At 44.8% G+C, this 16,416-nt stretch carries 14 protein-coding genes; 3 read left to right on the top strand and 11 right to left on the bottom strand.

All coding sequences use genetic code 11. From position 1 onward, the window contains the following. Positions 1–7: 7 nt before the first annotated feature. Both HQ865_RS07405 and HQ865_RS07400 read right to left on the bottom strand, forming a co-directional pair. Positions 8–442: a hypothetical protein gene (locus HQ865_RS07405; RefSeq protein WP_173414275.1), complete on the bottom strand. Its 435-nt coding sequence runs from the start codon at positions 440–442 to the stop codon at positions 8–10. A gap of 36 nt (positions 443–478) precedes the next feature. Further along, complete coding sequence (locus HQ865_RS07400) at positions 479–1,474, bottom strand: fatty acid desaturase (protein WP_173414274.1); 996 nt, start codon at positions 1,472–1,474, stop codon at positions 479–481. 529 nt (positions 1,475–2,003) lie between these two features. On the opposite strand from HQ865_RS07400, the gene HQ865_RS07395 reads away from it, so the two are divergent. Next, positions 2,004–2,774, top strand: coding sequence for a hypothetical protein (locus tag HQ865_RS07395; RefSeq protein ID WP_237073768.1), 771 nt, complete (start codon positions 2,004–2,006; stop codon positions 2,772–2,774). On the opposite strand, the gene HQ865_RS07390 is transcribed toward HQ865_RS07395, so the two are convergent. The 5 genes from HQ865_RS07390 to HQ865_RS07370 form a co-directional block, all read right to left on the bottom strand. Next, positions 2,767–3,615, bottom strand: a complete 849-nt coding sequence (locus tag HQ865_RS07390; RefSeq protein ID WP_173414273.1) for a TIGR01459 family HAD-type hydrolase — start codon at positions 3,613–3,615, stop codon at positions 2,767–2,769. The genes HQ865_RS07395 and HQ865_RS07390 overlap by 8 nt on opposite strands. Before the next feature lie 3 nt (positions 3,616–3,618). Continuing rightward, positions 3,619–4,656 (bottom strand): hypothetical protein, encoded by a 1,038-nt coding sequence (locus HQ865_RS07385; RefSeq protein WP_173414272.1) that lies wholly within the window; start codon positions 4,654–4,656, stop codon positions 3,619–3,621. 114 nt (positions 4,657–4,770) lie between these two features. Next, positions 4,771–5,151 (bottom strand): GxxExxY protein, encoded by a 381-nt coding sequence (locus HQ865_RS07380; protein ID WP_173414271.1) that lies wholly within the window; start codon positions 5,149–5,151, stop codon positions 4,771–4,773. A gap of 70 nt (positions 5,152–5,221) precedes the next feature. Then, complete coding sequence (locus tag HQ865_RS07375) at positions 5,222–6,580, bottom strand: glutamine synthetase family protein (protein ID WP_173414270.1); 1,359 nt, start codon at positions 6,578–6,580, stop codon at positions 5,222–5,224. Between the two features lie 41 nt (positions 6,581–6,621). Next, a complete protein-coding gene (locus HQ865_RS07370) occupies positions 6,622–7,449 on the bottom strand; it encodes an IS982 family transposase (protein WP_173417745.1) in 828 nt (275 codons plus the stop codon). 170 nt (positions 7,450–7,619) lie between these two features. On the opposite strand from HQ865_RS07370, the gene HQ865_RS07365 reads away from it, so the two are divergent. After that, entirely contained in the window at positions 7,620–8,015 is a 396-nt protein-coding gene (locus HQ865_RS07365; RefSeq protein ID WP_173414269.1) for a gamma-glutamylcyclotransferase family protein, read from the top strand. A 117-nt stretch (positions 8,016–8,132) separates the two neighbouring features. Then, positions 8,133–9,584, top strand: coding sequence for an IS1182 family transposase (locus HQ865_RS07360; RefSeq protein ID WP_173414268.1), 1,452 nt, complete (start codon positions 8,133–8,135; stop codon positions 9,582–9,584). Positions 9,585–9,797: 213 nt separating this feature from the next. On the opposite strand, the gene HQ865_RS07355 is transcribed toward HQ865_RS07360, so the two are convergent. The 4 genes from HQ865_RS07355 to HQ865_RS07340 all read right to left on the bottom strand — a co-directional run bounded on the left by HQ865_RS07355 (position 9,798) and on the right by HQ865_RS07340 (position 16,412). Beyond that, positions 9,798–10,805, bottom strand: a complete 1,008-nt coding sequence (locus HQ865_RS07355; protein ID WP_173414267.1) for a glutamine synthetase beta-grasp domain-containing protein — start codon at positions 10,803–10,805, stop codon at positions 9,798–9,800. Between the two features lie 484 nt (positions 10,806–11,289). Continuing rightward, positions 11,290–12,942, bottom strand: a complete 1,653-nt coding sequence (locus HQ865_RS07350; RefSeq protein ID WP_173414266.1) for a UxaA family hydrolase — start codon at positions 12,940–12,942, stop codon at positions 11,290–11,292. Between the two features lie 2 nt (positions 12,943–12,944). Next, entirely contained in the window at positions 12,945–14,459 is a 1,515-nt protein-coding gene (locus HQ865_RS07345) for a tagaturonate reductase (RefSeq protein ID WP_173414265.1), read from the bottom strand. A 45-nt stretch (positions 14,460–14,504) separates the two neighbouring features. Further along, complete coding sequence (locus HQ865_RS07340) at positions 14,505–16,412, bottom strand: glycoside hydrolase family 88 protein (protein WP_173414264.1); 1,908 nt, start codon at positions 16,410–16,412, stop codon at positions 14,505–14,507. Positions 16,413–16,416: the final 4 nt, after the last annotated feature.

The raw sequence follows: 16,416 nt of genomic DNA, 5'->3' as shown, positions 1-16,416 counted from the left end.
TGTCAAATCAGTTTTGTTTTTGTTGATTATTTGAAGCTGTGTTACTTCGTTTAGTTGTATAAATTCCGGCTATTGCCAAAACAGGCCCGGCAAATAATAAATACCATCCCCACTTAAGCCGGATCTGCCGGGTTAAAAACCGCGCTACCGAACCAAAGGGAATAAACGTAAAGAAATGATGTACCTGGAATTGCACACCCGCATAAAATATTACGATCAACAATAGCGAAGCCCATGCGCATAATTTAGCGATGCCCCGCTGACGCAATACGATCCCCAAAATGCCGATGACACCTACCAGCAAAAGCGTAATACCGAAGGCCTGCTTCAGATCGTAAATATCCATAGCCGGGAAGATCCCGAAAGGCTTGATGAGCGGGCAATAGGTAGCGGCTATCAACAGGATAAAACCGGCTAACGAAAGAAATGATCTGTTTGGCATAACAAAGCTGTTATGCCAAATATAATCACAAATAAATTATTGTTGCAGCGTGCTGTTGTACGATTGTTTTACGCTAATGCTGCCACGTTCTTTACGCAGGATCCGGTTAAACAGCGAGATCTCCCTATCGAACAAAAAGCGCAGCCAAAGCTTCGTCCACGATTTGTGCGATTGCAGCGAATCGTAATAAGCCGGAGCTGTCGATTTGATCTGTGGCAATTTATTCCATGGGATGGATGGGAAATCGTGATGTTCGTTATGGTAGCCTACGTTGAATGACACGTTGTTCAGCACACCGTAGTAGCTGTAAGTTTCCTGCTCTTCGTTATGGGTTAGATAATGTTCCTGGATCCAGCGGGCACCAAGCGGGTGCAAGCCTACCGAGAAGAAGAAGCTTAACAACAGATAAGCCAAACCATGCCAGCCGAAGAAGTAGCAGATAGCTACTGTGAAGACAACCTGTACCACAAAATTGGTGATCACCCAGCCATCAACACTTTTAATTTCCTTTAAACGCGGCAACCTGAAGAATTGAAACAACGGGAAGAACAGCAGCCAGATAGCCTTGCCTAAAAAACTGTTATTGATGAGTTTTGCCTCCCATTTGCTGGGCAGATCGGCATCCAGCTCATGCACACCCTGGAACGAATGGTGCTTCAGGTGAAAATGTTCGAACGAGATAGCGCTTGGGAATATTTGTGGTGTATTGGCCAAAATACTGGCCCAACGGTTAGCAGCACGGTTTTTAAATAATAACTGGTGCGTACACTCGTGTATCATTACAAACAACGAGTGATCGGCAAAGGCACCCAGGAAATAAGCTACGGCGAACACCACCCACCACGATTGTGCCGATACCAGCCACGCGGCTGTGATTTGAAAAGCGACTAAACCTATTATGGCAAATATGGTATACGGGTTTTTGCCTATCAGTTTCCGCATGTCCGGATGCTCTTTTAAAATTTGTTTAGTTCGGATCTTGTGTGGTTCGGAATGTGCTGAATAGGTAAAATCTGTTTTTTTAATGGCCATAAATTAGGGTATAATACTTGGTTTTGATTAGGATATATCTTTAAAAGAACGTTAACGCTTTGTGCTTAGTGTATTCAGGGTTAAAATTTAAGAAAATATTTTAATATAAAATTAACATCCATCAAAGCATTTAACAATCAGTGAATAATCTAAAAAAATAGCGGGAGATAATTTGGCGGGGTAAGTTCAAAGTATTCCTTGCTGCTACAATGATATTATTGCTATGTTAAACTAATGTAATATCATCATAAAGTCATAAAGCTATGACATTTTAACAACAATTGTGGAATAATTATAAAAAAAGAAACCCCTGCCTGGCGGCAGGGGTTTCGGTCGCAACCTCCTCAGGCTGCGACCAACCTAAACCTTATCACACTTATATAACGATGTAAAATTGTGTTTGGTTTCCTGATGTATCAATTATTTTTATTTTCGCTGCCCCTCTTTGCAAAATATCGTTTACAAATAGTATTGATTGTGGTTTATAATTACCTTTAAACCAATTATATATCACCCCATTAATCAAACTATGATCAAACCTTTACTAACCGCAATTATTTTTATTTTATTTTTTATAAGCACCAGCCAGGCCCAGGATAACTACGAAATACAGGTTTACGGATCGTCCACAGTAGAAAAAGGGCAAACGATGGTAGAACTTCATAGTAACTTTACCTTCGATGGCAGCAAGACTACCGTAAATGGTGTACTACCAACTAATCACGTTTTTCACGAAACCATCGAGATCACCCACGGCTGGACCTCCTGTTTCGAAACCGGCTTTTATATCTTCAATTCGGTTGGTAACGATGGACGCACGGCCTATGTAGGCTCTCACCTGCGCCCGCGCGTTGCCGCACCCGAATCATGGCACTGGCCTGTTGGTGTTAGCCTCTCTACCGAATTTGGTTTTCAAAAGGCGGCCTTTGCCGGCAGTACGTTCGATTTGGAGATCAGGCCGATAGTTGATAAAAAATGGAACAAGCTGTATGTCTCATTCAACCCCACCCTGGGTAAAAGTTTTGCCGGCGAAGATTCGGATATCGGCTTTGTTTTTGAGCCCAACCTTAAGGCCAGCTACGATGTAAGCAATGTTGTGGCCCTGGGTTTTGAATATTATGGAGCTACAGGCCGCTTCTTTCATTATTCCCCCATCCAACAGCAGGAACATGCGGTTTACCTGGCTACCGATCTTAACTTTGGCGAGAACTGGGAGTTTAATGCCGGCTACGGCGTCGGTCTTACTCAAAGCGGCGACAGCGGTATTATTAAAATCATTTTAGGCCGGCGGTTTAAATAACAGCCGACTCGCAGATATAAGTGGGTACGATGCCCGTGGAATTGATACGGGTTTTGGCATCCACTTTTTGGGTATTGCCCGATAGTACCAACACTGTATCGAACCCAAATTTATTGCCGCCCATAATATCGGTTTGCAGGGTATCCCCTACCATTACGATATTTTTTTTGTCGATGGGGCGCCGCTCGCGGATCAGGTCGTAAGCGAACATGAACATTTGCGAATCGGGTTTACCGAAGCGGATAAACTTTTTACCGACGATATTCTCGATCATGTTGGCTAACCCGCCAATGGCGATGGAAACATCGTGCAGGTTGAGGGGGTACGCCCTGTCTGTATTGGCCACAATGGCCGGAATATTGCGTTTTCGCAGCAGGTTAACGCATTTATTCAGATCGCTAAACCAATCGAAGCCCTCGTCATCTAAAAACACCAGCGCGCTTACCTCGTTGATATTATCATCATTTACCTGGCTGATGGGCAAGGTATGCAAGCCCTGGCTTTCGATATAATGAGCCGAATCGGGCGTACCCAGGTAGGCAACAATCCCTTGAGGCACTTTCAAATCAAGATAATCTTTGGCCAGCATGCCTGAGGATATGATCCTGTCGTGCGTAATGGCGTGCAATCCTTTGTTATGGTATGACTCAGCCAATTGAAACGGGCTGCGCGAAGCATCATTGGTAACGATGTAGTACTCTTTGTTTTGTGCTTCGAGATAGGCAAATGTGCCCTCGATACCCGGCACCAAACCTTTATAGTTTTTAATAACGCCAAAGGCATCGAAGAAAATAATATCGTAACGGTCTACTATCGACTTAAAATCGCAACTGATCTGCATGTATTATTTAATTTTTAAAGCGTCTATCAACAAATCGGCGTTAAAATCCCGATCAACCGATGGCAGGTAAATATCATAAGCTTCGGCTTGTAGCTTATCAGCGTACTGGTCGTTAAAAAAGTACTTACCGTCTTTAATCACATAATTTAGGATAAAAAACCGGTATACTTCCTTTAAAAAGCGTAATTCATCGGCTTTTATAGGGTTCACTTTGTGATACTCCTGCAGAAACAGGATAAACCGCGGCTCGTTCATCGGGTCGATACGGTAACTGAACACCGTACGGTCGCCGGCGTCGGACACCACCCTGCTGAAAAAGTAGAAATCCAGCATGCGGTAGCTCATCCTGAACCAATCGTAATCCCAGCGCGAATATAACTCCTGCTTATTAGTTACCGAGAAGTTGCCGATGTTCCAGTCGATAAACACGGGGATGATCTCGAACGTGTTTACATTATACTTCGTACGGTTTTTAATGAATTGCTCGCAATGATACTTCAGGTAATCAGCCTGCATGCGCGAGCCGAAGCTCTGCTCATTTTGATCGATCTGCTGCAGCAAGGCATTAATATCCGTCCGCAAGGTTTTGGATGACTTAGGCAGCACATGCCGCAACTTAGCGCAGGCTTTATGAAACTTCCCGATCTGCTGCCCGAAGCGCTTGATATGCTCTTCGCCCAAACGTCGCGGCAACCTGTCCATAATGCGGGTAGGATTGTAAAACACCACCCATGCTTCCTCGCCCGCCTGTTTGTGGCGGTAAACATATACCCGGTTATTCTTCAGCAGCGATTTAGCCAGCAGATTCTCGAACGGGTAAAGCAGGTTGTTAGATAAGCTATGGATGATGCGGTGATCTTCCTTAAAATACTCGTACTTACCAAAGTTTGATAGCTTGGCAATGATGATGTCGTCGTCATCAAAAGTAATCCTGAACACATGGTTGGTAGAAACCATCGCGCTGATATCCTCTATCTTCTTGATGGTTTTAGAGGCGTCGTATCCTTCCCAGGCTTTTTTTATGATATTATCGTAGTCCATTCGCTCATTTTTTTCCTTGGTGGCAAATTAACCACAAAGGGCACAAAGATTTTTCACAAAGAACACAAAGGCTTTGCGAGTTTTATAAGGTTTATTTTAGGCACAAAGCTACATTTATAATGCGCCGTTTATCACTCTTTTTATACCATCTTTTAATTTGATCACGTTAAAGTTCATCAGTAATCCCAACTTATATTGCCCAAGTTTCATATAAGTAAGTGTTTGTGCCATGTGTACGTCGGTCAATTCTTCAACACTTTTAACTTCTATCACGAGTTTATTATCAACTAAAATATCTATTCTATAACCAACGTCTAATTTAACTTCTTCAAAAATCAAAGGCATCACTTTTTCTTTTTCAGCATACAACCCTGACTTTAATATCTTATAATACAAGCACTCTTTATAAGCACTCTCCAATAACCCTGGCCCCAAAGCTTTATGAACTTCTATACCTAATCCAATAACAATGTTAGAAATCTCTTGTTCAGTCATAAAAGCTTTGTGCTCTTTGTGAAAAAAATCTTCGCGTCCTTTGTGGTTAAATTGCCACCATCACCGCAATTTATATTATTTCGAAATACCGCTTCAACTCCCAATCCGTCACCTGCTTAATAAACTGCCGCCACTCCCACAGGCGGGTATTGGTAAAATGCTGTACAAAATCATCGCCGAACAGTTCTTTGGCTACTGTTGAGTTTTGCATGGCCGTCGCTGCATCCTCCAAATTGGCAGCCAGCTGACCATGCGTTTTATCCTGGTAACCGTTACCGATGGTGTTCGGGATGTTTAATTCCAGTTTATGTTTAACGCCGTATAGTCCCGAAGCCAGCGCGGCCGACATGGCTAAATACGGGTTGGTATCCGAACCAGGAATGCGGGTTTCTAAGCGGGTGTGGTTTGGCGTATCGTTAATTACACGGATGGCGGTGGTACGGTTATCCAGGCCCCAGGTGATGGTGGTTGGTGCCCAGGCGCCTTCTACTAATCGTTTGTAACTGTTGATTGTTGGCGCATACATGGGCAGGACATGGGGCAGGCAGTATAATTGCCCGGCGAGATAATGCTTATGCAGGTCGCTCATCTTATTGGCATCACTGGCGCCGTAGAACAGATTTTCGCTTTTATCCTTATTCCACAGGCTTTGATGGATATGCCCGCTACAGCCCGGCAGGTTGGCGTTCCATTTGGCCATAAAGGTGGCGGTGATACCGTGTTTGGATGCTATTTCCTTTACGCCGGTTTTGAACAGAACGGCCATATCGGCAGCAACCAAAACATGATCGTGCGCTATGGCGGCTTCGTAAACCCCCGGACCAGTTTCGGTATGTAAGCCCTCCAGCGGTACGCCGAAGCCTTTTAACAGGTTAAACAGATCGTAATAAAAATCGCTGTGCTGTGATGGGCGGAGTATGGAATATCCGAACATGCCCGGCGAAATGGGCTGCAACTTGGTAAATTCCTTATCCTGTAACGTTTGCGGTGTCTCGTTAAAGTTGAACCATTCAAACTCTTGGGCAAATTCGGGATGATAACCCATCGCTTCGCAGTCGGCAGCTACGCGTTTTAGTAAGCTGCGCGGACAGGCCGCCACGCTGCTGCCATCGGGCTGGGTAAAATCGGCCAGGAAAAAAGGCTGATCGTTTTGCCATGGGATATTGCGCATGGTCGACAGATCGATACGGGCGTACTTATCCGGGTAGCCAGAATGCCAACCGGTCACCTGCACATTATCGTAGCAGGCATCGGCGCTATCCCAGCCGAAAACCACATCGCAAAAGCCATAGCCATCTTTTAATCCGCCTAAAAACTTTTCCTTGTTGATGAGTTTACCGCGCAGTACGCCGTCGATATCGGCAAATGCGAATTTTATTTTTTGTATATCCTTATCCTGTATCCAGGCTTCTATCTGTTGCTTATCCATAGCTGTAAAGGCTGAAATATTTAATTAACTCAAGTTGTTAGTTATACAATTTTATTTAGCGTAAAAGCGAAGATAAACAGGGTGATCTTCAGTAGCCAACCTTTGAAAGTAACGGCATGAATTTTCCTTAGGAACAAGCCCTTGATCTCACTGATCGTGGTCTCCACCCTTTTACGCATATATTCTTTAATAAAGGCAGCGCTTGCGCTGTCTTTTCTTTTTGCATTTGATTTACGGTGCACTTTTAATGCGATCTGGTCGCACTCCATTAATTGGTCTTCGATCTCATAGTTGGTATAGGCCGAATCTGCAAATACCTCACTTTCAGCAGGCAGGTTCATCGGTAACTTCTTCAAGCTTACCGAATCGTTCTCACTCCCCGGTACATAACCGAACTCTACCGGTATGCCGTCTTTAGTGACCAGCAGTTGGACCTTGATGCCATAAAAATACCTTCGCATACTGCTCTGTTTACCCCGCCATTGTTTGCCTTGGAGCAGTTTGCAATTACTGATCCGGATATTATCACAAACCGCTACTGGGAACGAATCCAATACGTAACTCATCTCACAGCTGATATATTTAAAATACCAGCCGATCTGCATGAACAAACTGCAGATCAATTCGGCCAGTGCATGCAGCCTGCGGTTGAACCGGCTCTTGTCCAGCATCCGGGGAACGAAATTCATCATCTTCATAAAACACCGCGACCTATCCTGGTGCCCTCCAAAATATAAAGAACTAACTATCGCCGTTGTGATGACCTCGCTATCACTAACCTGCCTGCGGCTATCTTCATGATGACCGCTCGTTTTCAACAGGTCATCTATAAAACAAAATATTCCTATAATTTTATCCTTGGTAAGCATCATTGTATCCTTTAGTTGTGGTAAACCAAAGTTCTTACTTTTGATGCTTACTCTTTATCCTTCTTTTAACCCGCAACTTGAGTTAATTAGGCAAAATAAAAATAAAGCCGCAATGTTGTGTTGCCGTATCCTATTTATTATTTTGCTTAAATGGGCGGCAAAACTAATAAATGAACAGCAATTGCAAATACTTGTTTATTTACGGCACCTTATTGGTGGCCGGTAACGAGTTTGGCGCGTATTTAAGGGCCAACTCTACACCTTTTGCTAAAGGTAACTTTGCCGGCTTATTGTATGATTTAGGCGAGTATCCCGGCGCCATCCATCAACCCCAGACAAACAGCCGCGTTTACGGAATCATTGTTAAACTAAACAATGATCCGGTCGTATTAAAAACGATAGATGCGTACGAGGGCTTCGGCGAAGATGAGGAACAACCCAACCTGTTTATCAGGAAAATGCTTGCCATAAATACCGGCCAGGGTATTGTTGACTGCTGGATTTACCTGTATAACTTACCGCTTGACGGCTTCCCACTGATCCCATCCGGAAAATATCAGCCATAAAAAATGCCCTTGCTTTCACGAGGGCACTGAAAAAGTCCAATAGGGAAAAGGGAGCAGAAGGCGAAAGTTTTCTGCTCCTTTTTTAGTATATTAAAGTGTCAAAAGAAAGACACTAAGATGCTCATTCAGCAACAGCAGATCCAGTTCAGTGCATACTCAGGGTTATATGACCTGATCGTTCCGAAAGATAATCTTCTGCGGAAGATCAATGACCTGATAGATTTTACGTTTATCTACGAGGAATTGATCAGCAAATATTGCACAACCAATGGGCGGACAGCCGAAAGCCCTGTACGGATGTTCAAATATCTGCTGTTGAAAACGATCTATACGGTTTCAGATGTAGATGTGGTGGAACGTTCGCAGTATGACATGTCCTTCAAATATTTTCTGGAGATGTCTCCAGAGGAAGGGGTTATCGATCCGAGCTCATTGACCAAGTTCAGAAAGCTTCGGCTGAAGGATAACGATCTGTTAAACCTGCTCATCAATAAAACGGTAACCATCGCCATTGAAAAGGGGATCATCCGGTCAAAGTCCATTACAGTTGATGCTACACATTCCCTGTCAAGATCAAATCCGTATTCAGCCTTAGAAGTATTAAGGGAGCGCTCGAAACGGCTTCGCAAAGCGGTGTATGCCATAGATGAAGATATGAAGGCAGGGATGCCGGAAAAGAACACCACGGATGAACTGGAAAAAGAACTTGCCTATTGCAGTGCATTGGAAAAGTATATTGAAGCCGACCCGCCGTTAAGCCAGATACCTGCGGTAAAAGAAAAGCTGAACCTGTTGAAGGAGACGGTAGCAGACACGCAGGAGCACTATACGTTATCCAAAGACAAGGATGCTAAAACCGGCCATAAATCGGCTGATAGCTCCTTCTTTGGCTATAAGACCCATCTGGCGATGACCGAAGAACGCATCATTACCGCAGCGGTGGTCACCTCGGGTGAAAAAGGCGATGGCCCGGAACTCCCTAAGCTTTTGGAGATCAGTCAGCAGAATGGCATTGACGTAAAAACGATCATCGGGGATTCTGCTTATTCAGGGAAAGAGAACCTTGAAATGACAAATGAACAAGATATCAAACTGGTGGCTAAACTCAACCCGTCGATCACCCAGGGCTTCAGAAAAGATGAAAATAAGTTTGATTACAATAAAGATGCTGATCGGTTCGTCTGCCCGGCCGGGCATCTGGCTATCCGGAAGGCGCGCGGGGGTAAAAAGGATATCGGAGAGAATCAGGTTGATACTTATTACTTTGATGTTGAAAAGTGTAAGGTATGTCCATTGAGAGATGGTTGCTATAAGCCTGGGGCCAAAACCAAAACCTATTCCGTTAGCATTAAATCAGGTCTGCACCAACAGCAAATGGCATTTCAGGAAACTGACGAGTATAAACAAAGCAGCAAACACAGGTATAAGATCGAAGCCAAGAACAGCGAGTTGAAAAATGCTCATGGTTATGACCGGGCAATAGCCTACGGAATCGAAAATATGCAGATGCAGGGCGCCTTGGCTATCTTCACCGTCAATCTGAAAAGGATCATCAAATTGATGAGCTAAGTCTTAGCTAAAATAGCGCTTAGCCGCACATCGCTACCCTAACTGGCCTGTATCATCAACGACAAATAATCTTCCTCCTGTAAACTCAAATAAAAAAGCGACCAAGTAAAGGTTGCCTTTCTCTTGATCGCTTTAAGTGCGCCGTTTTATTGAGCTACTTTTTCAGTGACCTCGCTTTCACAAGGGCATTTCTGTATCTGCTGGACAGCTAAATTATAATTTTGCTGATTTTACAGTTTTGATGATAACCGAAGCTACTTTGTATGGATCGGCAGCCGAGTTAGGGCGACGATCTTCCAGGTAGCCGCTCCATCCTTTTTGTACCGAGTACAGCGGGATACGGATAGAAGCACCACGATCTGATACGCCGTAGCTGTAATCGTGGATAGAAGCGGTTTCGTGTTTACCGGTTAAGCGTTGCTCGTTATGGGCGCCGTAAACAGCGATACATTCAGCAACAACCGGACGGAAAGACTCGCAAATAGCGGTGAATTTCTCTTTGCTTGCAGCAGTACGCAGCGTAGTGTTAGAGAAGTTAGCGTGCATACCCGAACCGTTCCAATCTAAAGTACCCAGCGGTTTGCAATGCCAGTTGATTGATACACCGTAGCTTTCGCCAATACGCTCTAATAAATAACGTGCAACCCAAATCTGGTCGCCAGCATCTTTAGCGCCTTTAGAGAAGATCTGGAACTCCCACTGACCGGCAGCAACCTCAGCGTTGATACCTTCAACGTTCAGGCCAGCTTCTAAACATACGTCTAAGTGTTCTTCAACAATTTCGCGGCCGAAAGCGTTGTTAGCGCCTACCGAACAGTAGTATGGGCCTTGTGGTGCAGGGTAGCCACCTTCAGGGAAACCAAGTGGTTTGTTAGTTTTTGGATCCCACAGGAAATACTCCTGCTCAAAACCAAACCAGAAATCGTTATCATCATCCTGGATGGTTGCACGCCCGTTAGACTCGTGTGGAGTACCATCAGCTGCGTAAACTTCGCACATCACCAGGTAACCATCTTTACGTTGAGGATCTGCGCAAATAAATACCGGCCTTAAGATACAATCTGACGAACCGCCTAATGCTTGCTCGGTAGATGAACCATCAAAGCTCCAATCCGGACATTCTTCCAGTGTACCACCGAAATCTTTAACAATTTTTGTTTTGCTGCGCAGGCTTTGGGTTGGTTTGTAGCCATCCAGCCAGATGTACTCTAATTTTGCCATTTTTTAATCTAATTTTCTAAGGTTTTATAAGTTTAGTTAGCTTTTTAAATATTGAAACCTGATATTTTCGACTAAATTATAAAATTTTTATCAATTGTTGTATTTTTTTTAAAAAAAATCAGATAATGTTAAATAATTATAGAAAATGTGGAAAATAAACCACAAACAAGGGCAAAATCAGCAAAACACAGAATTTTAAGACATCAAAAACATAAATTATCGGAACTTTTATAAAATCGACAAAAAAAATCCCCCACCGGGCGGCGGGGGAATCATAGTATGTTCTTTGCACAAAACATACTAACCAAAACCTAATCGCTGTAAAACTGCTGTTTCTTTATGAAGAAAGTGTGAAGTAATTTAGTCCGGAAGACGGAAAGTCGGAAAAGTCCGGAAGTTGTTTATCGACACAAAAAAGAAAGTCCGGAAGAAAAAGAAATTCTCTCCCGGACTTTCGGTCTTTTCCGACTTTCGGACTTGCGGTTTACAGCGACACTCCCCGCTTCCAGGGGATAAAATCATCCTGGCCGTGGCTTACCGCGCTTACTTCTATTTCGCCGCTGGCTACTTTAATTACATAATCTAATATGCGTTCGCCGGCTTGCTGTATGGTTTCGTCACCTTCAATAATGCCGCCGGTGTTTACGTCCATAATATCGCTCATGCGGTTAAACAGGGCCGTGTTGCTGGCTATCTTCACTACAGGGGTAATAGGATTACCGGTTGGGGTACCTAAACCGGTGGTGAATAACACCACGTTAGCACCCGAACCTACTTCAGCGGTGGTCGATTCCACATCGTTACCCGGGGTGCATAACAGGTTAAGGCCGGGTTTGGTCACCTTTTCAGGATAATCCAACACGTCAACCACCGGAGATGTGCCGCCTTTTTTAGCAGCACCAGCAGATTTGATGGCATCGGTAATTAAACCATCCTTAATATTGCCTGGCGACGGGTTCATATCAAATCCGGAACCTGCTTCTTCGGCTCTTTGGGCATACGTGCGTATAAGACTGGTAAAACGACTTGCTTTTTCGCTATCAACGCATCTGTCTATGATGTTTTGCTCCACTCCACACAACTCAGGAAACTCAGCCAAAATAACTGAGCCGCCAAGTGCTACTAATAAATCTGAAGTATAACCGATAGCCGGGTTAGCCGAGATCCCCGAAAACCCATCCGAACCACCGCATTCTAAACCGATAGTAATCTTGCTCAGTGGTGCAGCTTTGCGTTCATTCTGATTAGCCTGGATCAAACCGGCCATGGTTTGGCGTAAAGCCTGCTCTATCATTACCGATTCCTTACCGGTTTTTTGCTGATCGATAATATACAGCGGCTTGCTGAAATTAGCATCCCGTTTAGAAATTTCTTCCTGCAAAATGCTTACCTGCGCGTTTTGGCAGCCTAAGCTTAAAACAGTTGCACCTGCCACGTTAGGGTGCGTGATATACCCGGCCAGCAATCCGCAAAGGGTAACCGCATCCTGGCGGATACCGCCGCAGCCACCTTCGTGGGTCAGGAATTTGATACCATCTACATTGGGAAATACCTTTGGCGTTTTCTCGCCCTCGGCTTCGCTTTCAATTTCGGTGTATAATACTTCATCAACACTTACGCCTTTTTGCACCATGTTGATCAGTTGCTGGGCTTTCACTTCGTAAACCTGTTTACGTCCGTAGCCTAAAGGTTTCACCAGCGCTTCCTGCAACACTTCAACGTTACGGTTCTCGCAAAAAACCATTGGGATCACCAGCCAGTAGTTGGCGGTACCCACACTCCCATCCGCGCGGTGGAAACCGTTAAAGGTGCGGTCTTTCCAGTTGCTTACATCCGGCGTATGCCATTCGTGGTGATGGCCTTCGGTTAGGAAGCTATTGGCCGCGTGTTTCACGTTCTTGGTCGATAACAGGCCACCGGCTTGTATCTCGCTTTGTGCTTTACCTACCAAAACGCCATACATAATAATATCGGCGCCCTGGGCAATGGTATTTATCGCGAATTTATGCTTAGCCGGGATAAACTCGGTTACGGTATAGTTCACACCCTCGTAATGTACCTGCTCATCGGCTTGCAGATCGCGCAGGGCAACCAATACATTATCTTTAGGGTGTACTTTTAAAATGCTTTGTTTCATTTTTATTTAGCCAAACTTTTCAATTCGATATTTTCTAACACCTGCAGCGCACCTTGTTCTTCTATCGCAGCAAGGTAGCCTGTAACCGCGGTTTCAAAACCTTGCAGTTGGGTAAGGTCGGCATCCCACAGTGTTTTGTTACTTAAAACGTTATTAACGGCGGTTTGTGCATCGGCATTTGTCCAGGCTTTGTAAAAAATATCGGCCTGGCTGTCGGTCACGGTATATTCGCTGCCGTTTATTTCGCCAACAAATTTACCATCAATTTTATTCACTTTCATAAACCTGATGAAAGCCGCGAAACCCAGGGCCATCAGTTCAGGAACTGATGTAGATTTTTTATAATGGTTCAGCAGCAAAGGCAATACACGCATTTTTATTTTAGATGAATATTGGGCCGATATGCTGATCCATTGGTGCTCGATATTAGGGTTACGAAACCTATCCAATACCTTAGCCGCGAAATCATCGGTTTCGGCAACTGAAACCTCGTATGGGATAGCCGGAGCGATGTCGCTCTTCATTAGTTGACTAATGAAATTCGAAAATGCATCATTATCCATAGCCAGCTTAACGGTATTGAAACCTGAAAGGAAAGCCGCCGCGCAACTCAACGTATGCGTAGCATTCAGCAATCGTAATTTCAGCTCCCTGAATTTTTCGATATCCGGGGTGATCACCACGCCTTTATCTGCCTGGGCAAAAGTTAATACAGATGATACCTTTTCGCCACCCTCGATAGCCCAAAGACTGTAAACTTCCGATACGATGCGCAGATCATCTTCATAACCGCAATCGGCAGCCATCTCCTTAGTCGTAGCTGCATCCGGTTTGCCAGGCACGATACGATCTACCAGCGAATTGCAGAAATGATTGCAGTTTTCCAGCCAATCCATAAATGCAGGTTCCAGTTTGTTCAGATGAGCCAGCTCTAATATGATCGATTCCAGTTTTTTACCGTTATCAACAATCAGTTCAGTCGGTACGATCACCAAACCGCTCTTCTCGCTGCCGTTGAAAGCTTTGTAACGCTCGTACAGTACAGCCAATAATTTTCCCGGGAACGAAACCGGCGGGTGCTTACGGATATCATCCTGAACCAGTTGAATACCTACTTCGGTAGTGTTTGATATTACCACCTGAAGGTGCGGGCTGTGCGCAAACTTCAATATCGCTTCCCAATCCTTACCGGCAGAAAGTACACGGCTAATGGCCGAGCATACCATTTGCTCGTTCACTTCTTTACCTTCTTCTATACCTTTAATATATAAGGTATACAAGCCATCCTGCTTATCAAACTCATCGGCCGAACCGGTATCGGTAGATTTTACTACCACTACCCTGCCATTGAAGATGCCCTGGCGGTTGGCTTTATCAATAAAATAATCGGGCAGGCCGCGCAGCAATACGCCGGTGCCAAATTGCAGTACCTTTTCGGGCAGGTTAAACAAACGCTCGTCGGGCACTATCAAACCCGGGGCGTTAACCTTCTTTAAATTATATTTAGATAATATCATGTGCGCTGTTGTCTCTTTAGTTTATTTAATCAGGGGGGTGTTCAATTACTTTTTTGCGGGCAGTTGTTGCGTTACCCATTTCACCAGGTCAGTCGCTGCCTTATAATTATCATAGTCGGCCGGCAACTTGCGGCCATCGGTATACTCATTATAAAACCATGGGTCGCCAACGGCAAACACGGTGCCTTTGCCATATTTGGCCGTGGTAATTACAATGTCGCCTTTGTCGGTAAGGGCCGATTTAGCCGGCGCCTGTACTTTAAAAGTACTGATCTCTTTAATGTAGATCTTCTTAGCGGTTTTAAAGATGGCGTTATCGGCAGGCACCATAATTGCGCCAGTCTCAAAATGCGGAGTGGTTACGTGATTACGGCTATCCAGGTTAAAGGTGATACCAAATTTGCTCATCAGCTTATTCAGGTGCGCAAACTCGGCATTGCCGGTATCGTTGTTTAATACCAATAATACACCGCCTTCTTTTACCCAATCGGCTATCGATTTGATATGCGGTTCTTCGATATATTTAGCATCAGGGTTTTCCTTCGGGATATCCGGATCGACAATTACATATACCGACGCCTTTTTCAGGTTATCAGCCGTTGGAGCACTGTAAAGCGTTTGAGTTTTAAAGCCGTAGGTATTAAAAATATGCCCGAACATCGAAAAGCCATTGTTATCCATCTCTTCCCATTTGTAATGGAACGAAACAGATTTGCCGGTCAGTTTATCCTTTAGGTGCTCATTGTTAAAATAGCTATCCAGTAACACCGTTTTACCCAAAGCTACCGGCGCTGTAGCCAGTCTTTCCACTTCGGTAGCCGCCAAGATGAATGCGCCTACGCCCTTCATATCGTTGGTTACTACCTTTTCGCTCAGGTAATATTGGTAGCTACCATCGCGGTACGGGTTACCGCCAAGGCCGCCTACGCTAACGGTTTTGTTCAGGTTGATCTGACCATTAGCATCGGTTGTGATAAATTCCTTAATAATACCGTTAAAGCCTTTTTCGGCCACGGCTTTGTAGGATGCAGGGATATAACCCTCGCGCACGCCTTTAGCCAATGTGTAAACAAACATACACGATGCCGACGATTCCAGGTAGTTCCCCTTCTCGTTTGGCTTGTCCAGTATCTGCCACCATGTACCCGATTTTACATCCTGGTATTTTTGCACTGCTGCCACATAACGGTTCAAAATGGCGATGATCTCCGCGCGTTTTGGATGGTCTTTAGGGATATCATCCAGCGCGTCAACCAGTGCTATACCATACCAGCCCATTGCCCTGGCCCAAAAGTTTGGCGACAGACCGGTTTTAGGATCAGCCCATTTTTGTTTGCGGCTTTCGTCCCAACCATGATAGATCAGTCCGGTCTTAGGGTCGCGGGCGGCTTTTTCCATCAGGATGAACTGCTTGGTGATATCGTCAAAGTCAGCCGTTTCGCCCATGGCGGTGGCATATCTTGAGTAGAACGTATCGCCCATGTACAGACCGTCCAGCCACATTTGGTCAACATAGATCTTTTTATGCCAAAAACCGCCCGAAGCCGTACGCGGCTGATCGTTCAGCTGTGCACGCAGGGTATTGGCGGCTTTGTAATATTTTTCGCTGCCTAATATATTATATAATAGCACCACACTGCGACCTGGCAGCAAGTTATCCAGTGTATACACATCGGCTTTGTAGCCACCGTTCAAGGTACCATCGGGGGCAACGAACTTATCGATGCTGTGCTGGATATATTTAAAGTAATCGGCATTACCGGTTTGTGCCCACACGGCTTCCATACCGTTCAATACAACGCCACGTTCATACGTCCAGCGCATGTTAGCTGCCGTATCAGGCCATAGCTTCATTGCCGTCGCGGCCATGCGCTGCGAATAAGGGACCTCTTGTGCAACCGAGGCCTTTAGCATTGTGCCTAACAGCAGGCCGGTTAAAAATACTTTTCTCATTTAT

The organism is Mucilaginibacter mali (assembly GCF_013283875.1).
Lineage (GTDB): Bacteria > Bacteroidota > Bacteroidia > Sphingobacteriales > Sphingobacteriaceae > Mucilaginibacter > Mucilaginibacter mali.
This window is presented reverse-complemented; position numbering and strand designations above follow the sequence as displayed.